Source organism: Thermobaculum sp. T2p, from assembly GCF_059335935.1.
In genome coordinates, this window is the sequence record NZ_JANZYQ010000034.1 from 1 (window position 1) to 16,231 (window position 16,231).

Consider the following 16,231-nt stretch of genomic DNA (forward strand, 5'->3'; position numbering starts at 1 on the left):
GTCACCCAAATCCTAGAGTAAGGTATACTTAAGCATGTAAAATACTGGCCCGAGCTGAGCTCAGCTCGGGCCAGGTCGTGAATGATAACAAATGTTTGTAGGTAGGTGGCAAAGTGCCTAAGAAAGCTGATAGACAACTGATAACCTTGGAATGTACGGAATGTCGTGAGCGTAACTACCTAACTGAAAAAAACAGACGAAATGATCCTGGTCGTCTGGAGCTTAGAAAGTATTGTCCAAGGTGTAGGGTGCATACGCTTCATAGGGAGACTCGGTAAGTGAAAGCTATCAAGGTCAGGAGAGGGTTCTTCCCTCGCCTTCGAAGTAATCTTTCAAAGTTCTATGAAGATACCAGAGCCGAGATCAGAAAGGTATCCTGGCCGACTAGGGATGAGGTAATCAGACTATCGATAGTAGTGATAGTCCTGTCAGTGTCTATGGCCATTTTTCTAGGGGTTATAGTAGATGGCATATTTCTATGGTTGTACCGCTTGATAGGCGGCATATAGAAACCAGGGGTGAGATACTTGGAGGTTACTAGTGGGTAACGATTCGGTGCTCGAGAACCAGCAGTCACAGCCGGTAGAAGCAGAAGCCATTGCTCAGGAACAAGAAGAGGATGGCTTCCAGTGGTATGTTATTCATACCTATAGCGGCTATGAGGATAAGGTAAAGAGAGACCTTCAACACAGGGTCGAGACCATGGGCATGTCGGATAGAATACGAGACATAATTGTGCCCACGGTGGAAGAGATAGAGATTAGAGAGGGTAAGCGTCATAAGGTGCAGAAGAAGGTCTTCCCTGGTTACGTGCTGGTCAGGATGCGAATGGATGATGAAGCCTGGAATGTTGTCAGATATACCCCTGGTGTGACTGGATTTGTTGGTTCTGGTACTAAGCCTACTCCTCTTGATGAGAAGGAGGTTGAGAAGATCCTCCAGCGTATGAGCGAGGAGCCTCCAAAGGTTAAGATGAGCCTCAGGCTTGGAGAGGCGGTCAGGATTGTGGATGGTCCTTTCACGGACTTTGAGGGAACTGTGGACGAGATCAATGAAGAGAAGGGAAAGGTCAAGGTGTTGATTAGTATATTTGGGCGTCCAACACCTGTTGAGCTGGATTTCCTTCAGGTTGAGAAGATAGTTCCATAATAGATCTTTTCTTGGGAGTGCAAAGTGGCTAAGAAAGTAAAAGCAGTTGTAAAGCTTCAACTACCTGCTGGTAAGGCAACTCCTGGCCAGCCAATTGGTCCGGCTCTCGCCCCCCATGGGGTTTCCATCCCCCAGTTCGTCAAGGAGTATAACGAGAGGACGGCCTCTATGGCTGGGCAGATCATACCAGTAGAGGTTACGGTTTACGAAGACAGGTCCTTTACATTTGTTACAAAGACTCCACCTGCTGCTAATCTTCTATTACAGGCTGCTGGAATCGAAAAGGGCTCAGGTGTTCCCAATCGCCAAAAGGTTGGTCGTGTTACCAGAGACCAGATTAGAGAGATTGCTGAGCTTAAGATGAAGGATCTGAACGCCTACGATGTAGAGCATGCTATGAAGATGATAGAGGGTACTGCTCGTAGTATGGGTATAGAGGTAGTATAAGGTATAACGTTGCATATATTTTGTGGGAGGGTAATCCCGCTATTACCACGGAGGTATAAGAAATGGCTAAGAAGAGAGGCAAGAGGTATCTAGAGGCTCTTAAGCTAGTTGATGAGTCGAAGGTTTATTCCCCACAGGAAGCGATAAAGATCGTAAAGGAAACTGCTTCCAAGACAGCTAATTTTGACGCTACTATCGAAGCTCATCTAAGGTTGGGGATAGATCCTAGACATGCTGATCAGCAGGTGAGAGGCACCGTGACTCTTCCGGCTGGTACCGGCAAACCTGTCAGGATACTAGTTTTTGCGCAGGGTGAGGCCGAGCGAATAGCTCAAGAAGCCGGTGCTGATTATGTTGGCTCTGACGATCTTATACGCAGGATTGAAAACGAAGGGTGGTTGGATTTCGATGTTGCCTTGGCTACTCCTGATATGATGGCCAAGGTTGGTAGGCTTGGTCGAATACTGGGTAGAAGGGGCTTGATGCCCAACCCTAGAAGTGGAACTATAGTCCAGCCACAGGACCTGCCTAGGGCAATACAGGAGATACGTAAGGGTAAGGTCGAGTTCCGTAACGACCGTACTGGCATACTGCATGTACCTATAGGAAAGGCCAGCTTTACAGAGGAACAGCTTAGGCAGAACTTCGATGCTCTCATGGATGCCGTTTTGAAAGCTAAGCCTTCTGGTGCCAAAGGTACCTATATTAGGAGTATCTACCTGACTAGTACAATGGGTCCTAGTGTTCAGGTGGATGTGTCAGAGGCTCAGGCCGAAGCCAAGGCCGCATAGTTAATGCTATAATTTGCAAGCATTGCCTGCCTGAGACAGCTGGTGCGCTTCGAGCGCTTAATGTTAATCGCCAGCCGAGGCAAGGGGAGTGGGTAAAAGGTATATACCAAGTGTGTGGTGGTAAGCCCCTGCCTGTCTCAAGCAGGTAGGGGCTTACTTTATTGTAAAGGAGGTGAAGACTGAAATGCCCAATCCTCAGAAAGAGGCTGCTGTAGCCGAGCTGCAGGAGCTTCTGAGCAAATCGTCCGCAGTAATACTTGCGGACTATAGGGGGCTGAACGTGGCTCAGATGAATGAGCTGCGTAGAAAGATGCGTGAGGCTAATGCGGAGTTTCACGTTGCTAAGAACACCCTTACCCGTATAGCCTCTAAGGCAGCGGGTATAGATGGGCTGGATCCCTACCTGGAGGGGCCAACAGCTATAGCAGTATCCTTTGGAGACCCCACGGTAGTGGCGAAGGTCATAAACGACTTTGCCAGGTCCACCAGGATTCTCAGCGTCAAGGCTGGTGTGCTTGAGCACAAAGTCATATCGGCTGAGGCTGTAAATGATCTGGCTAACATAGAGCCTAGAGAGGTATTGCTTGGCAAGGTGGTGGGAGGATTGAATGCTCCAATAGCCAACTTGGTAGGAGTGCTTAACGCCGCAGTAGCTTCTATAGCTTACGTGTTGCAAGCACGAATAGATCAGCTTGGTGGTGTTCCGGCTGAAGCTGCCGGTTAGAATATAATTAGTCTTGAACATAAAGGAGAGGTTAGGAAGATGGCTGTAGAGAACAAGCTTTCCCAGGAAGAAATCATTCAAGCTATAGAGAACATGACTGTCTTGGAACTTTCTCAGCTGGTAAAGGCTCTTGAGGAGAGGTTCGGTGTCACCGCGGTTGCCCCTGTAGCTGCAGCTGGTGTAGCTGCTGCGCCTGGTGCCGCTGCTCCCGCTGAGGAGCAAGAGGAGCAGACTGAGTTCGATGTCGTGCTCACCGATGTAGGAGCCAACAAGATTGCTGTTATCAAGGCGGTGCGTGAGCTAACAAGCCTTGGCCTGAAGGAGGCTAAGGACTTGGTTGAGTCTGCCCCAGCTCCCGTCAAGCAAGGCGTATCTAAGGAAGAGGCACAGGCAGCAGTTGCTAAGCTGCAGGAGGCTGGTGCCAAGGCTGAGATGAAGTAGCCTTTCTGTGTCGACAAGTGGAGGGGGTCCCCCTCCACTTGTAATTCGGCACCTTGGGTTTGGTATAATCTGATTGCCGGGGCGTGGCGCAGCCTGGTAGCGCACCAAGCTGGGGGCTTGGTGGTCGGAGGTTCAAATCCTCTCGCCCCGACCTCAAATCGTGCAGGGGCTTGAAGCTATTTGCTTCAAGCCCTTATTTGTTACCAGTTTGGTTTTTAGGATGGGGATGGAGTGGGTGTTTCTTGCGTCGTTATCCTTATCTTTACCTGCTGGGGATCAATAGTCACACTATCGATTACTTTGTTGTTTTCGTCGTAAGCTTGTACCTCTGCTGTTATCTCCGTCCCAGGGTTCAGGGTCTGCTGGTTGATGTTAGCTACTACCTTTTGTACTCTTGTTAGCTGGTTCATAGTCCCGCTGACGGTCACTTCCTTGGGCTCTATAGTGAACTTGAGCTTACTATTTGTGTTTATCCCTTGAGGACTAATCTGGACTTGTACTGGATACTTTCTAGAGAGTATCTTTCTAAGAATTACTCTTACTCTTCTCGGTGAGACATCTACGATCTGTGCTCCTGGTAATCCCTCAACCTGTACTGGGAGAGTATGTACTCCGGGACCTACCCCGGATAGATCCACGTAAGCTCTGGGCCTGTCTATTTGTCCTCCTAGTACGGGACTAAGTGGTTGTATGGTTACAGTCACGGTAGGCACCCTACTAACCAGTACCATGTCCGGAGGGAGGTTACGGAGTTCTACCTCGACTGCAGGGTAAAGTATCCGCTGGGTATCTATTGTGGAGGTGACATATAGCCATAGCAGTATGGCCATGCCTAAGGCTATGGCTGCCCGAGGTAATCTGGAAGATATAGCTTCAAGCTTGGAGCTGGGGATCTTCGTAGCTACGAAGATCCTTCTCCAGGGAACTTCCTTCATAGAGATAGTATATCTTGAGTATCAACTTTATTGCTTGGGTAGATACCTGTTTTATTTAAGAAAAGCATTAGCAAGCTTGTAAGATCAAACAACTCTATAGCAAATGGGATGAAACCAAAGAAACCTAGCCAAGGCATCTCAAAGTAGTGAGGTCCTGCACTCAGAGGGTAGGGAATGGTATACTTCCACCTGCCCTCAGCCCAGTAGTTCCAGAATTCCCATAGCGCTCCGGTTATTACTCCAGCGATAAGCAGGCTTATTAGACGCGTCGTCCTGCCTTTTACTAGGTCACCAATGATGGAAGGCGCGTTTAGTATGTACAGTACAGGGTCGAGCAGCAGGATAAATCCGATCCAGACAAGTGCAAACATGTAGCTTGCCACTCGTTGGGGCATCAGTAGAGGTAGGATCAAACATAGAGCTCCTGATACGATAGATAAAGTCAGTAACTTTTGCCTTGGCATCCATTCGTTGATCCTTACTCTTGGAGCTAGGAAAGCTCTGACGAAGTCAGCTGACTCAAGTACTCCTGGAATTATTGTTGCGAATGCCCATATGTATCCTAGGAGCCTCAGGGTGATGTCTTGAGGGAGTCCGAAATATTGCCAGTTTCTTAGATGCAGGTTGTAACCTTCGAATACTAGCCACGTAATTATGGACCAGGGTAGCATAATAAGAAACAAGCTGGGTCTGGTAGTTATAAGAGATTTGCCAGTTTTGACCTTGACTAGCCCATCAACCAGCAATATATAGCCGGTCCATACTATAGGCGTGAAGAAGGTGGGTACGGGTTCTACTTTAAGGAAGAGTAGTACCTCAGCAAGGACTATCCATACAGCTCCTACCCAAAGGTAGGCGGGAATATGGGTTTTATTGGAGTATCTAAGACTTGTGCTCATATCTAACTAGGTTTGAGAGCTGCTGTGAGGAACCTCATCAGCCTCTCTTCAGTAAAGTTGCTCAGTAACCTGCCATTTTGGGCTACAGATATTACACCTGTTTCCTCGCTGACCACCACTGCTATTGCATCAGAGGTCTCGGTTACACCCAGGGCCGCTCTGTGCCTTGTTCCTCTTTCTCCCAGTACCCTCATGTTCTCACTTAAGGGTAACACACATCCAGCTGCGACTATCCTGCCTCGGCTGATGATGACGGCTCCGTCATGCAGAGGCCCGTTGGGCATAAATATGCTTTCGAGCAGTCCTGGATCTACACAGGCGTCGATCCTTGTCCCTGTGTCTGCTATATCCTCAAGTCCTGTCTCTCGCTCAATGACTATAAGCGCACCTATTCTTCTATCTGCGAGATCGGTTACAGCCTTTGTTATGTTTTGGGCCAACTTAGTTATCTCATCTGTTTCAGAATGGCTGTAGAGGGCTGAGAATGTAGTGGATGTGCCTATTCTCTCTAAAGCCCTCCTAAGCTCCGGCTGGAATATAACTGGGATAGCTACTACGAATCCTGGGAGTAGTGCTCTTTGAAGCAGGAAGTCCAGAGCTCGGAGCTTGAAGGGCGTAATTTGGAAAATTATCAGGAGCGCTACAGAAGATACCAGGATTATGGCTAATCCTCTAAGTACTGGTACAGCCCTTGTGCCTTTAACGAGTCCTAGTATCCAATAGAATATGGCCGCTACTACTAGGATGTCTATTATCGACAGTAAAGGACTGATATGATTTGTGCGACCTATTACTTCGGTCACGCTGAAGCTGCTCCATAAGGGACGAAACTCTACTTGTAGCAGTATATCAATTTATGGAAGCGTGTATAAGTATGTGCTCTAGGGCCAGGCGTATACTTTCCGTTGACTTTTTCTGGTGGGAGGGTGCTTACCCTGCTGATACCTGTAGTCTGGCGCGTCCAATACTATGTGCATAACTAACCTGGTATCAGAAAGCCTGGATCGGATACGATCGTCTATGGCCTCAGGCGGCTGGTTAGTAGTGATCACGGTAGGCATTTGAGAGTTGTATCTATGGTTTATCAGTTGGTAGAGCTTTTCTCTTGCCCAGCTTGTAGCATTCTCAGTACCGAGATCGTCCAGAACCAATAAAGGTACCTCTCGAATCATCAAGAAACGCTCGTCATAGGTTATATCGGATTTGGGGTTGAAAGTCTCTCTCAAGTAATCCAGCAGATCCGGTACTATCATAAACAGGCTGTTGCTTTGGCGGACGCTTATAGAATAGTTTACTATAGCAGCAGCCAAGTGAGTCTTACCGCTGCCGCATGGTCCGCACAGCATGATCCAGCCATGTGGGTTTTCAGCGTATTGTTTGGTGGCTTCGAACGCTGTGGCCGCTGATGGATGTACTGACGGGTCGAAATTATCGAAAGTCTTCTGCCTCAAGTGGCTCATATTGCTGAGCTCTTCGAGCTCTTTGCGCATTAATTCCTCTTTTCTTCGTGAGTAGCACTTGCATGGCCACAGCTTACCAAAGTTGGGATGATCTACGGGAACGTCAAGCCTGAGCCATCCTACCCCACCACATATAGGGCAGTCGTTTTCGTTTTTTTTAGTCTGTTCTTCTAGGAGCTCTTTTGGCAAAGCCACTGGATTATAGGAATTCTTGGGTATCTTCTTAGAGAGCTCTTTGAGTATTTCACTTAGTTCTCTGGCCATATATATCACCCAAACGCTAAATATCTGGTTCCCTGAAGGTCTCCAGGTCTGCAAACCTGGTAGTGTCCTTAAAAAAGCGCAAGGGCACTATACCCACGGGTCCGTTGCGATGTTTTGCAACATGTATCTCAGCTATGTTCTTTTTGTCGGTTTCAGGGTTATATATCTCTTCTCTATATATAAACATCACAACATCTGCATCTTGTTCTATGCTACCTGATTCTCGAAGATCTGACAGCTGTGGACGATGATCCTGCCGTTGTTCCACGGCCCTGCTTAGCTGGGATAGTGCTACGACCGGTATATTGAGTTCTCTGGCCAATCCCTTGAGCCCTCTGCTGATCTCAGATATTTCTTGGACTCTGTTATCTGTCCTGCCACTTTGCATAAGTTGCAGATAGTCTATGACTATCATCTGTACGCCTTTCTGCGCATGCAACCTGCGTGCCTTGCTGCGCAGCTCTTGCGATGAGGCTGCGGATGTATCGTCTATAAATATCGGCACCTCCGAGAGCCTGCCAATAGCTCGTATGAGCTTATCCCACTCCTCATCATCCAGGAAGCCCATCCTAAGGCGATGAGAGTCAATTCCGGTTTCCATAGCCAGCAGTCTGAGCACGAGCTGCTCAGCACTCATTTCCAGGCTGAATATACCTACGGGTACGTTGTGTTTGATTGCCGCGTTGGCTGCCATACACATGGCAAAAGCAGTTTTACCTACGCTAGGTCTTGCAGCCACTATAACAAGGTCGGATCTCTGTAGTCCTCCTGTCAGTTGGTCAAGATCTCTGAATCCTGTGGGGATGCCGACTATTTCACCCCTATGTTGATGCTGGTAGTCCAGCTTGTCGAAGAACTCTGCCAGAGCGTCTCGGAGAGATATAAAGTCTTTGGTACTCCGATTTTGAGCAACGCGATAGAGTATCTGCTCTGCTCTGTCAAGGGCTTCGTCAACCTCTAACCCTTCTTCATAGCCTAGACCGGCAATCTCGCTACCGGCTGATATCAGTCTGCGAAGGATCGCAGTTCTCTCTATTATGCGCCCGTAGTATTCAACGTGGACGCTGGTAGGTACTGAGTTCATAAGCCAAGTTAGATAACTGGCTCCGCCTACTTCCTCTGCGTATCCTCGTCGCGATAGTTCTTCATGAATGGTGACTAGGTCGGGAGGCTCACGCCTATTATATAGATCGAGTATGGCTTCATATATGCGAGCGTGAGCCTCTCTATAAAAGTCTTCAGGTCTAAGGAAAGGTGCGACTTTTATGATCGCATCTCGATCCAGCAGGAGGCTACCCAGAAGTGATTGCTCAGCTTCTATACTATGTGGTGGTAGCTTCTCCAGCGTCTCTATCAATTTAGGACTCCGATTCCACTACTACTTTTATCTTTGGTGTATGGTTAGAAGATAGCTTAACTGGCACTTCAAATGTACCTATCATGTGAATAGGTTCTTCGAGAACTATCTTGCGCTTATCTATCTCTACACCGATCTGCCTGGAAAGCACCTCGGCTATATCAGCATTAGTTATCGATCCATAGAGCCTGCCTTCGCTTCCGGTCCTTACCTTGAATTGCAACTCTTGCCCATTGATCTTGCTGGCAAGCTCTGCGGTTTGGGCTTCTGCTTTCTCCTGGCGCCTCTGCTCAGCTGCCTTGATCTGCTCCACTTGCTTGAGGGCTGCTTGAGTAGCAGGAGCTGCTAGCTTGCGTGGTAACAGGAAGTTGCGTGCATACCCATCTGCTACCTCTTTTACTGTCCCGGCGCTACCTACACCTGGGACGTCCTTGAGTAGTACTACTTTCATTTCTATTTATCCTCCAGTCGGGCAAATGAAATACTAAGGTTTATATGTGTCCAGTTGCAATAACCTTCACGAAATGGTACGTAGAGTTTTTATCTGTCGTCAAGGATCTGGGTTGTGTGATCTGAAGCTAGTTTACCTAACGGGCAATGAGCACACATCTGATAGCGGCAGAACTTTTTATAAATTTGTAGTAATCCCTGTTGATGTCTTGCTTTGTATATAAGCTTGCTGGGATTCTGGAGCTTTAAGTTAGACCGCATTAGCCTGTCTATTTTGTTGGTGGGTAGCAGTGGGATCTCCTGCCAAATCTGAGTCGCGAGAGACTCAATTTGCTGGTCCTCTGTATGTCTTCCTAGCGCGACGTTGAAAGGTAGCACTACATTGACTATCATCTCCATCGCTCTGCCACGACCTATAAGAGCTATACCTCGGGAGTCGAATACCACTAATTTTTTGACAAGTGTGATATAGGACTTTGAGCTCACACGCAGGTAATCAGACAGGCTATTACTCTCCGTATATGCTCTGTGAAGTATCTCTGCCATTCCAGCTAACCTACGCCTAGGATGGTTGAGTGGCCTCATCCTCGCAAGGTTCCACTGGTAGCTGGATATCACTGCTCCCTCAGAGTTGCCTGCCAATCCGGAAGAAGTGTAAAGTAGGTCAAAAATTTCCCCAGGAGTTAGCCCCAGCAATGTCTTTACGTGGATGGATTCGGCTAATAGTCTAAATGGAAGTTTGTTGGCTGAATATCCCAGAGATTCCATGAGGGCGACGTATATGACCTGGTCGCTATGCTCATAAGATAGATCTCCTTCAAATCTTCTGCACCAACCCTCAAAACGTTCGTCAGCAGCAGAATCAATGGTCGATCTTAATGCTTCGGGGTCATTTTGGCTTATCCTCACACATGGGTTCTCTGTAAGATCGACCTTATGGCCAGCTATAAGTAATTCTTCAAATGTCATAAAACGTGATAGTTCCAAGGATGGATATTTTGAAGGGGATGGTACATCCAGCTCCCAGACAACGTGTAGTATGACATTTTCGTAAAGTGGGTTTGACTGGTGGTTGTGTCTGTACCAATCGGACATCCTTACGTGGAGCTCGATGTCTCCTCGAAGTAATTGCTTGTTACCTAGGAGTATAAGAGCGTCTCTAAAATCAGGGCCGTAGCCCCCACTCCATCTACCTCTAGAGATAATTTGTATTGGAGCTAAGTTCGAGGTTAAGCAGTGACTGGGAATTTTACCAGCTTGCCATAGTTTCCATAGAAGTTTTTCATCTATAGGATGATCACTAGCTTTAGGCAAGTTAAGCTATGCACTCTGAATAGTTTTATCTGCTTGCATACCTGCTTCTATATAGCCCTTGGCTATAGCCCTAACTATGTCTGCACGTGTGACTATTCCGACTAGTCTGTCCCCTGATAAGACGGGAACTCTGTTGATCTTGTTGTTTGTCATAAGACTACAGATAACCTCTACTGGGGTGTCTTCGCTTGCTGAGATGACCTGATTCTGCATTACATCTGCTACCGTGAATCCATTTTTGGCTATCACATCCGCTTCGCTGACTATACCTACTACACGGCCACTGTTGTCTACCACGGGGGCACCACTGATGCCTTTTTCGGTAAGAATCTTAGCTAGATCTCTTATGCTCATATCAGCAGTAACGGTGACAACCGGAGTGGTCATTATGTCTCTTGCAAGCATGTTCTCGTCCTTACTAGATTGGCTATTAGTTTATGTCTCTGCAGAGATAGGGCAAAATTATAGCACCAAAAGGCTCTTTTGCTAATTATCTAATATAGATCATAATTTTGAGTAGATTCAGAAATCTCTTTAGAGAGGTTGTGCTTGAGAGCGATCGTTTTTATTAACAGTAAGAGTGGAACAGCTAGAGCCCGTGATGAGATCAAGCAATATTTTGCTGACTACGGGTTGTTTCCGGAATTCGTTGATATAGGGCTTCTAGAAAAATCGCATGCCAAAATAGCCGAGTCAGATCTGGTAATCGCTGCTGGGGGAGACGGTACGCTTAGCAGCGTGGCAAATGCTATCTTCAGGTCAGGTTCAGGTGCTGTTATGGCCGTTCTTCCTCTTGGAACTTGTAACGACTTTGCTAAGACAGTTGGTGTATCGACTGATCTGGAGGATGCCATAAAGGTGGCCGTAGATGGCAAGGTAAAGAGGATAGATCTTATCAGGTCTGGCGAAAGGACTATCCTAAACCAGGCTAATGGTGGTTTCTCTGGGGAGATAGCACAAGGAGTTGAGGAGCAGACTGGGAAGAAAGGCGTGCTCTCATACTGGAGGGCATCGATAGAGGTGCTCAGAGATTTGCCTCGTTACGATGTAACCCTTAAGTTGGATGGAGAGGTGGTAGATCTCAGACTGCTAAACCTTACAGTCGCAAATGCGAAGTACTCTGGAGGAGGGATCCCTTTGGCTCCCCTGGCACAACTAGATGATGGCTTGATGGATATCGTGGGGATAAAGGATCAGCAGTTATTGTCTTTGGCTCCAGTATTGCCGAGAATACTTATAGGTAGTCACCTTGATTCTGAGGCTGTGTTTTACAAGCAGGCATCTTCTGTTGAGATACACTCTGAACCAGTTATGCCTTTTAGCGTAGATGGTGAACTGGACGAGTTCCAAACTGAAAGGTTTGAGGTTGTTCGGGAAGCATTAGCGGTAAAGGTCGGTGATGAGGTTGAGTAAGCTGCTCATAGCATCAGATAACCCTGGTAAACTGGCTGAATATCAGGAGTTACTGAGTGGTCTTGGGATAGAAATCGTCTCTATGAGGGATGTCGGAATTGAGCAGGCTCCCGAGGAGACAGGCAGTACTTTTGAGGAGAATGCTCTAATCAAGGCCAGGTATTGTTGGGATATGACTGGCATCCCATCCCTTGCCGATGATTCAGGGTTGGAAGTAGAAGCTCTAGGAGGAGAACCAGGTGTAAGATCTAAACGTTGGGCCGGAGAGCAGATATCTGATGCGGAGCGAAATAAGCTTTTGATAGAGAGGTTGAACAAGACCTCGTCACCCAACAAGAGCGCGCGGTTCGTGTGTGTTATAGCACTTATCGACCGTTATGGGGATGAGCACTTATTCAGGGGGGAGGTACAGGGAGTAATCATCGATCATCCTAGGGGTAGCCATGGTTTTGGTTACGATCCTATATTCTACTTGCCTGAGATTGGGAAGACGTTTGCTGAGCTGGATCTGTTGGAAAAGAATAGGGTGAGCCATAGAGCTAGGGCTGCTCAGCTAGCTGTGGACTGGATAAGGCACAATTTGTATAAGCTATAGAAGCTCTATTTGGGTATGATGCGTATCTCCTCTGGCCAAGCCAGCTGGAAGCCAAGCTTGTTCTGCAGCATGTGTTGGAAGTCTGCCAGGTGCTGCTGCATATTCCTGACTGCCCTTGGTGTGAGGCCGTGCTCCAGGCAGTAGGCAGCCAGAGCTCCAGCTGCTTCTCCTATGTTCCACTCCACAGGATGCAGCCTGTAACAACCGTTGGTGATGTGAGTTACACCCAGGTTCTTACAGGCTGGTAGTACGTTCTCCACCCTTATAGGGATCAGGGCTCCAAGGGGTATCTGGAAGGGATAGCTGCTTATATCTATATAGGTTCTGCCGCCGGTGCTGGGATGCAGGTCTATTCTGTAGCTTCCCACTCCTACGGAGTCGGCAAAAGCCTCTGCCCCTCGTAGCTTGCCCCTGGCCTCCACACCCACATGTTGCTCCAGCACCGTGAACTCTGCCTTTATCCTCCTGCTCTCACGCACATACACGTGCTTGGCCAGTCTATTGGCCCCAAGCACGTCCCCGCGTAACCTCAGCTCAGGATAGCCATAGCCACCATCATGCCTGGGAGCCTCAGTCTGCATCCAGTACAACAGTGACAGGCTCAGTTGGTGTGCCTGATGTAGGTGGAAGTCTCTCTCTTGTGGGGATACTCCTACGATGGGCCCCAGCCAGTAATCGTTCTGTGGCCAGTTGACTAGGGTGATGTCGCTGGGATAGGCACCCTCTGGATAGTGCCCTCGAAAGAAGATCCGCCTGTACCTCCAGAGGTCAAAGTTACTTTGGGGATCAAAGAGCTTGTGAGTTCTGGGCTCTAAGGTCTGGGGATGCACGTCGGTCCAGCCCAACTGCTTGCCAGGCCAGAAAGAGGCCTGGTAGTTCCTCCAGAAGTCGTATTCAGAGGGTTTGTCTATTGTGTGGTCCTCACCCTCGATGAAGTCCAGCGCAAAGCACCAGGTAATGGCCTGCTGGTCCAGGGGATTGGGATCACCCTCCAGGGCATGAGGTTCGCCGGTCTGTGCCTGGCTTTCAGCTCCTATCACGTGCTCTATCTCTGCCAGCTCGAGGATATCACCTAGTTCTGTGGCATCCAGTATGTAGTCGGCATGTACCTGTAACCTCTCCTGAGACCTGAGCGCTTCCAGAGTGACCGACCGCACGGTGTCCCCATCGCTCTCGGCAGCCACTGGCCTGTGTTCCTGGAGCACTGTCAGTCGCCCTGTGGCATGGTAGGGAGATAGGAGCTCCTCAATCACGGCCAGGGCCACTCTGGGTTCGTGGCACAGGGCGCTAACGTTGCCTTTGCCTGGGTTGAGGTAGGGATCTTGCTTGGGGGATGCTAATAGTGGATAGTTGCGCCTGTAGTAATCTCTGATCTTGGTTCTCAGGAGCCTGTAGCTTGCCGTACAACCCGTGGCCTCTATCCAGGGATGCTCATCAGGAGGCACGCCCTGAGAAGTAAGCTGACCTCCCAGCCAATCGGTCTCCTCGCTGAGTAGAACCTTCCTGCCCATGCGGAGAGCTGAGAGCGCAGCAGCTACTCCCCCCAGCCCTCCACCTACTATCAGGATATCGGTCTTAAGCTCCTTCATCGCTCTACTGGCGATGTGCCTGATATCTTTATAGCTTGACCTGTACGAGCAGATTCGTAGATGGCAGCGGTCAGTTCTGCCACCCTTACCCCGGCGTCAGGAGGTGATGGATTTTCTCCTTCGCCCCTAATGGCAGCTATCCAAGCCTCATCTGGACTAGAATACATCTGAAGCCTTAGAGGCTGGATCAAGTTGCCATCCTTGGTGTGGGTTATTCTGCCGGTTCTCCATGGGTGCTGTGGGTCACTTTCGTACTTTAGTATGCCCTCGGTACCTACTATGAGTACTTCTTCTATCCAAGTGATTGGTAGATTTCCATTGACAGTAAACTGAGCCTGTATGCCATTGGTGAATTTGATCGTGCTGGTACTGTTTATATCAACCGGGGTGTCACAATTATCCACAGTGGAGTATACACTCTCTATAGGTTGTGAAGTTAACCAGAGCAGCACATCTGCCAGGTGACTGCCACTGTCCATGAGCATACCGCCCCCGGAAAGCTCTGGGTTCTGTCTCCAGGTGCCTGTAGTGCCTTTCTTCCATGCCTGACAGCAGATCACAGAGATAGTCTGTATATCTCCGATCTCCCCGTTAGTTATGGCATTCTTGATGTAGTTGTAGCCTGGGTCGAGTCGTCTTTGGTAGCTAACCATAACGACCTTACCAGTGTCTTGGGCTCTCTGTTTGATATCCTGAGCATGTTCCACGCTACAAGCTAGGGGTTTTTCGCACAGGACATGAGCTCCTTGCTCCAGAGCCATGACCACGTGCTCGTAATGCAGGGTGTGCGGAGTACAGATCTCCACGGCGTCTGGAGCGATAGCCTTGAACATCTCCTCTGGTCCTGAGAAAGTGGGGACATTCGACAGCTGGGGAATCCACTTGACCATGGCATTGAGGTTATCTTGACTAGGGTCAACCAGGGCTACGATCTCTACTCCCGGAATACGATATAGGGTAGAGGCGTGCCACCTGGCTACGGCTCCGCATCCTATCATCGCTACACGTATATTGGCTTGCCCTTCTTGCATCTTCTTATGGATCCTCCTCCACTTACCTGTATTTTGTGATCACATAGTTTGATCAGATCAATTCCGATAGGAACCTGGAAGCTCTGATAAAGCCTTCTTCAGTAGGAAAGGCTCTGTCTTCGTGCTCGATAGAGATGGCACCGTCGTAGCCGATATCTCTAAGGGCACCTATGATCTCCCCCCATTGCAGAACTCCGTATCCTGGGAGGACATATCTCCACCATCCCTCTCCTAATATACCTCTTCGTGATCGGAGAGACGGGTTTATTGTTACATCCTTTGCGTGAAAGTGAAATATACGATCTCGGAACTCGTATATGGCTCCGATTGGATCTATACCCTGCCAAGCTAGGTGGGAGGGGTCGAAGTTGAGTCCTAGATTTTCATTTGGAAGAGCCTCGAACAATGCTACCCAATGGTCTAGATTTTGGAGATTAGTAGCGTACCAGTTCTCGAGTGCGATGCGTATGTTGTGCTGTTGGGCGCGTTCAAGTAGTGGTTTGAGGATGTAAGCCAGGTCCTCTTTTATTGTCCTGAATCGATCTTTCCCTGTGGAGGGGAAGCCGCCCAGGGTACATATCGTGTCAACACCAAGTCGTGTTGCTAGGGCTATGGCTCTCTCTAGAAACTTGCGGTTGATCTCGATCTTTTCAGGAGTTGTGCCTGTCAGGGCTGTGTAGGCGGCTAATGCGGATATCTTGACATTATGCTTTTTGAGCAGTTCTAGGGTGTTCTCTACTACCACCTCTCCAGCGGTAGTTGCATCTAGGTGAGAACCTGAGCTTACATCTACCTCTAGACCAGCTATATTGTTGGAAGATGCCCAGGAGATTACTTCCGATAACGGTTTTTCACGAATTGGAGCTGTCAACACTCCGATATACATAACCTTATACTCCATGCTAGGATTGCAGCAGCGCACGATTTCGACGTCAATTATGCCCTATATGAGCAACAATGTCAGTATTTGGTTAGAATTTGGATGACAATACTTGACCTGACGGCAAAACGGGTTTATATACAATGTTAGCAGGAGGAAAGTGGCAGTTCGAACTTGATCATATCAAAATAGCAATTGACAACCCTCCTCACAAATATTAATATTCAGAAACCATATATCTTTGAAAGGAGTGATGTTAATCGGCAGGAGCTGGGTAGCAATAAGTGGCAATCAGGTTTATTCCATTACTTATAGAAACCTTAATTACTTCCAAAGGGAGGTAGTAGATAGTGACAACAACTAAAGAAAAGCTAAGCAGGAGAAGGTTCCTGAAGTTCTCGGCTGTAGCTGCTGGGAGCGCGATCCTAGTGGCCTGTGGTGGAGGTACCACTGGTACCACACCCACAGCATCTACTGGGGCTTCGCCTTCCC

General features: G+C 48.4%; 20 protein-coding genes, 1 tRNA gene and 1 other annotated feature. Of the genes, 10 read left to right on the forward strand and 11 right to left on the reverse strand.

What is annotated here, in order from left to right:
• Nucleotides 1-113 precede the first annotated feature (113 nt).
• The 8 genes from rpmG (at nt 114) to N2245_RS13350 (ending at nt 3,703) form a co-directional block, all read left to right on the forward strand.
• On the forward strand, nt 114-278 hold the full coding sequence (rpmG, locus tag N2245_RS13315) for a 50S ribosomal protein L33 (protein WP_012875764.1): 165 nt from the start codon (nt 114-116) through the stop codon (nt 276-278).
• Nucleotides 279-509 (forward strand): preprotein translocase subunit SecE, encoded by a 231-nt coding sequence (gene secE / locus N2245_RS13320; RefSeq protein ID WP_494537207.1) that lies wholly within the window; start codon nt 279-281, stop codon nt 507-509.
• Between the two features lie 31 nt (nt 510-540).
• Nucleotides 541-1,149, forward strand: coding sequence for a transcription termination/antitermination protein NusG (gene nusG / locus N2245_RS13325; RefSeq protein ID WP_494537208.1), 609 nt, complete (start codon nt 541-543; stop codon nt 1,147-1,149).
• A gap of 24 nt (nt 1,150-1,173) precedes the next feature.
• Nucleotides 1,174-1,596: a 50S ribosomal protein L11 gene (gene rplK / locus N2245_RS13330; RefSeq protein ID WP_012875761.1), complete on the forward strand. Its 423-nt coding sequence runs from the start codon at nt 1,174-1,176 to the stop codon at nt 1,594-1,596.
• Nucleotides 1,597-1,658: 62 nt separating this feature from the next.
• Nucleotides 1,659-2,387 carry a 50S ribosomal protein L1 gene (gene rplA, locus N2245_RS13335; protein ID WP_494537209.1) on the forward strand — a complete coding sequence of 243 codons (729 nt, stop codon included), beginning with the start codon at nt 1,659-1,661 and terminating at the stop codon, nt 2,385-2,387.
• An 11-nt stretch (nt 2,388-2,398) separates the two neighbouring features.
• Nucleotides 2,399-2,554, forward strand: a sequence feature (ribosomal protein L10 leader region).
• Nucleotides 2,555-2,571: 17 nt separating this feature from the next.
• Nucleotides 2,572-3,111 (forward strand): 50S ribosomal protein L10, encoded by a 540-nt coding sequence (rplJ, locus tag N2245_RS13340; protein ID WP_494537210.1) that lies wholly within the window; start codon nt 2,572-2,574, stop codon nt 3,109-3,111.
• A gap of 39 nt (nt 3,112-3,150) precedes the next feature.
• Nucleotides 3,151-3,552: a 50S ribosomal protein L7/L12 gene (gene rplL, locus N2245_RS13345; RefSeq protein WP_012875758.1), complete on the forward strand. Its 402-nt coding sequence runs from the start codon at nt 3,151-3,153 to the stop codon at nt 3,550-3,552.
• 77 nt (nt 3,553-3,629) lie between these two features.
• A tRNA-Pro gene (locus N2245_RS13350) sits at nt 3,630-3,703 on the forward strand.
• 64 nt (nt 3,704-3,767) lie between these two features.
• On the opposite strand, the gene N2245_RS13355 is transcribed toward N2245_RS13350, so the two are convergent.
• The 8 genes from N2245_RS13355 to N2245_RS13390 form a co-directional block, all read right to left on the reverse strand.
• Complete coding sequence (locus N2245_RS13355) at nt 3,768-4,487, reverse strand: CdaR family protein (RefSeq protein WP_494537211.1); 720 nt, start codon at nt 4,485-4,487, stop codon at nt 3,768-3,770.
• Nucleotides 4,484-5,386, reverse strand: coding sequence for a hypothetical protein (locus N2245_RS13360; protein ID WP_494537212.1), 903 nt, complete (start codon nt 5,384-5,386; stop codon nt 4,484-4,486). Before N2245_RS13360 ends, N2245_RS13355 begins: the two co-directional genes overlap by 4 nt.
• Nucleotides 5,387-5,388: 2 nt before the next feature.
• The gene (gene cdaA, locus N2245_RS13365) at nt 5,389-6,189 is read right to left on the reverse strand and encodes a diadenylate cyclase CdaA (protein ID WP_494537213.1); all 801 of its coding nucleotides are present in this window, start codon (nt 6,187-6,189) and stop codon (nt 5,389-5,391) included.
• Nucleotides 6,190-6,267: 78 nt separating this feature from the next.
• Nucleotides 6,268-7,110 carry an ATP-binding protein gene (locus N2245_RS13370; protein WP_494537214.1) on the reverse strand — a complete coding sequence of 281 codons (843 nt, stop codon included), beginning with the start codon at nt 7,108-7,110 and terminating at the stop codon, nt 6,268-6,270.
• Nucleotides 7,111-7,126: 16 nt separating this feature from the next.
• Entirely contained in the window at nt 7,127-8,467 is a 1,341-nt protein-coding gene (gene dnaB, locus N2245_RS13375; RefSeq protein ID WP_494537215.1) for a replicative DNA helicase, read from the reverse strand.
• Between the two features lies 1 nt (nt 8,468).
• The gene (gene rplI / locus N2245_RS13380) at nt 8,469-8,918 is read right to left on the reverse strand and encodes a 50S ribosomal protein L9 (RefSeq protein WP_494537216.1); all 450 of its coding nucleotides are present in this window, start codon (nt 8,916-8,918) and stop codon (nt 8,469-8,471) included.
• Nucleotides 8,919-9,007: 89 nt separating this feature from the next.
• Nucleotides 9,008-10,231, reverse strand: coding sequence for a DUF2851 family protein (locus N2245_RS13385; protein WP_494537217.1), 1,224 nt, complete (start codon nt 10,229-10,231; stop codon nt 9,008-9,010).
• 6 nt (nt 10,232-10,237) lie between these two features.
• A complete protein-coding gene (locus tag N2245_RS13390) occupies nt 10,238-10,636 on the reverse strand; it encodes a CBS domain-containing protein (protein ID WP_494537218.1) in 399 nt (132 codons plus the stop codon).
• A 144-nt stretch (nt 10,637-10,780) separates the two neighbouring features.
• On the opposite strand from N2245_RS13390, the gene N2245_RS13395 reads away from it, so the two are divergent.
• Both N2245_RS13395 and rdgB read left to right on the forward strand, forming a co-directional pair.
• Nucleotides 10,781-11,644: a diacylglycerol/lipid kinase family protein gene (locus N2245_RS13395; protein WP_494537219.1), complete on the forward strand. Its 864-nt coding sequence runs from the start codon at nt 10,781-10,783 to the stop codon at nt 11,642-11,644.
• Nucleotides 11,631-12,239 (forward strand): RdgB/HAM1 family non-canonical purine NTP pyrophosphatase, encoded by a 609-nt coding sequence (gene rdgB, locus N2245_RS13400; RefSeq protein ID WP_494537220.1) that lies wholly within the window; start codon nt 11,631-11,633, stop codon nt 12,237-12,239. Before N2245_RS13395 ends, rdgB begins: the two co-directional genes overlap by 14 nt.
• A gap of 5 nt (nt 12,240-12,244) precedes the next feature.
• Here rdgB and N2245_RS13405 read toward each other — a convergent pair whose 3' ends face one another.
• The 3 genes from N2245_RS13405 to N2245_RS13415 are packed head-to-tail and all read right to left on the reverse strand — an operon-like array spanning nt 12,245 to nt 15,745.
• Nucleotides 12,245-13,828: an FAD-dependent oxidoreductase gene (locus N2245_RS13405; protein ID WP_494537221.1), complete on the reverse strand. Its 1,584-nt coding sequence runs from the start codon at nt 13,826-13,828 to the stop codon at nt 12,245-12,247.
• On the reverse strand, nt 13,825-14,859 hold the full coding sequence (locus tag N2245_RS13410; RefSeq protein WP_494537222.1) for a Gfo/Idh/MocA family protein: 1,035 nt from the start codon (nt 14,857-14,859) through the stop codon (nt 13,825-13,827). The genes N2245_RS13405 and N2245_RS13410 overlap by 4 nt, the downstream gene beginning before the upstream one ends.
• Nucleotides 14,860-14,911: 52 nt before the next feature.
• Complete coding sequence (locus tag N2245_RS13415) at nt 14,912-15,745, reverse strand: sugar phosphate isomerase/epimerase family protein (RefSeq protein WP_494537223.1); 834 nt, start codon at nt 15,743-15,745, stop codon at nt 14,912-14,914.
• Nucleotides 15,746-16,231 lie beyond the last annotated feature (486 nt).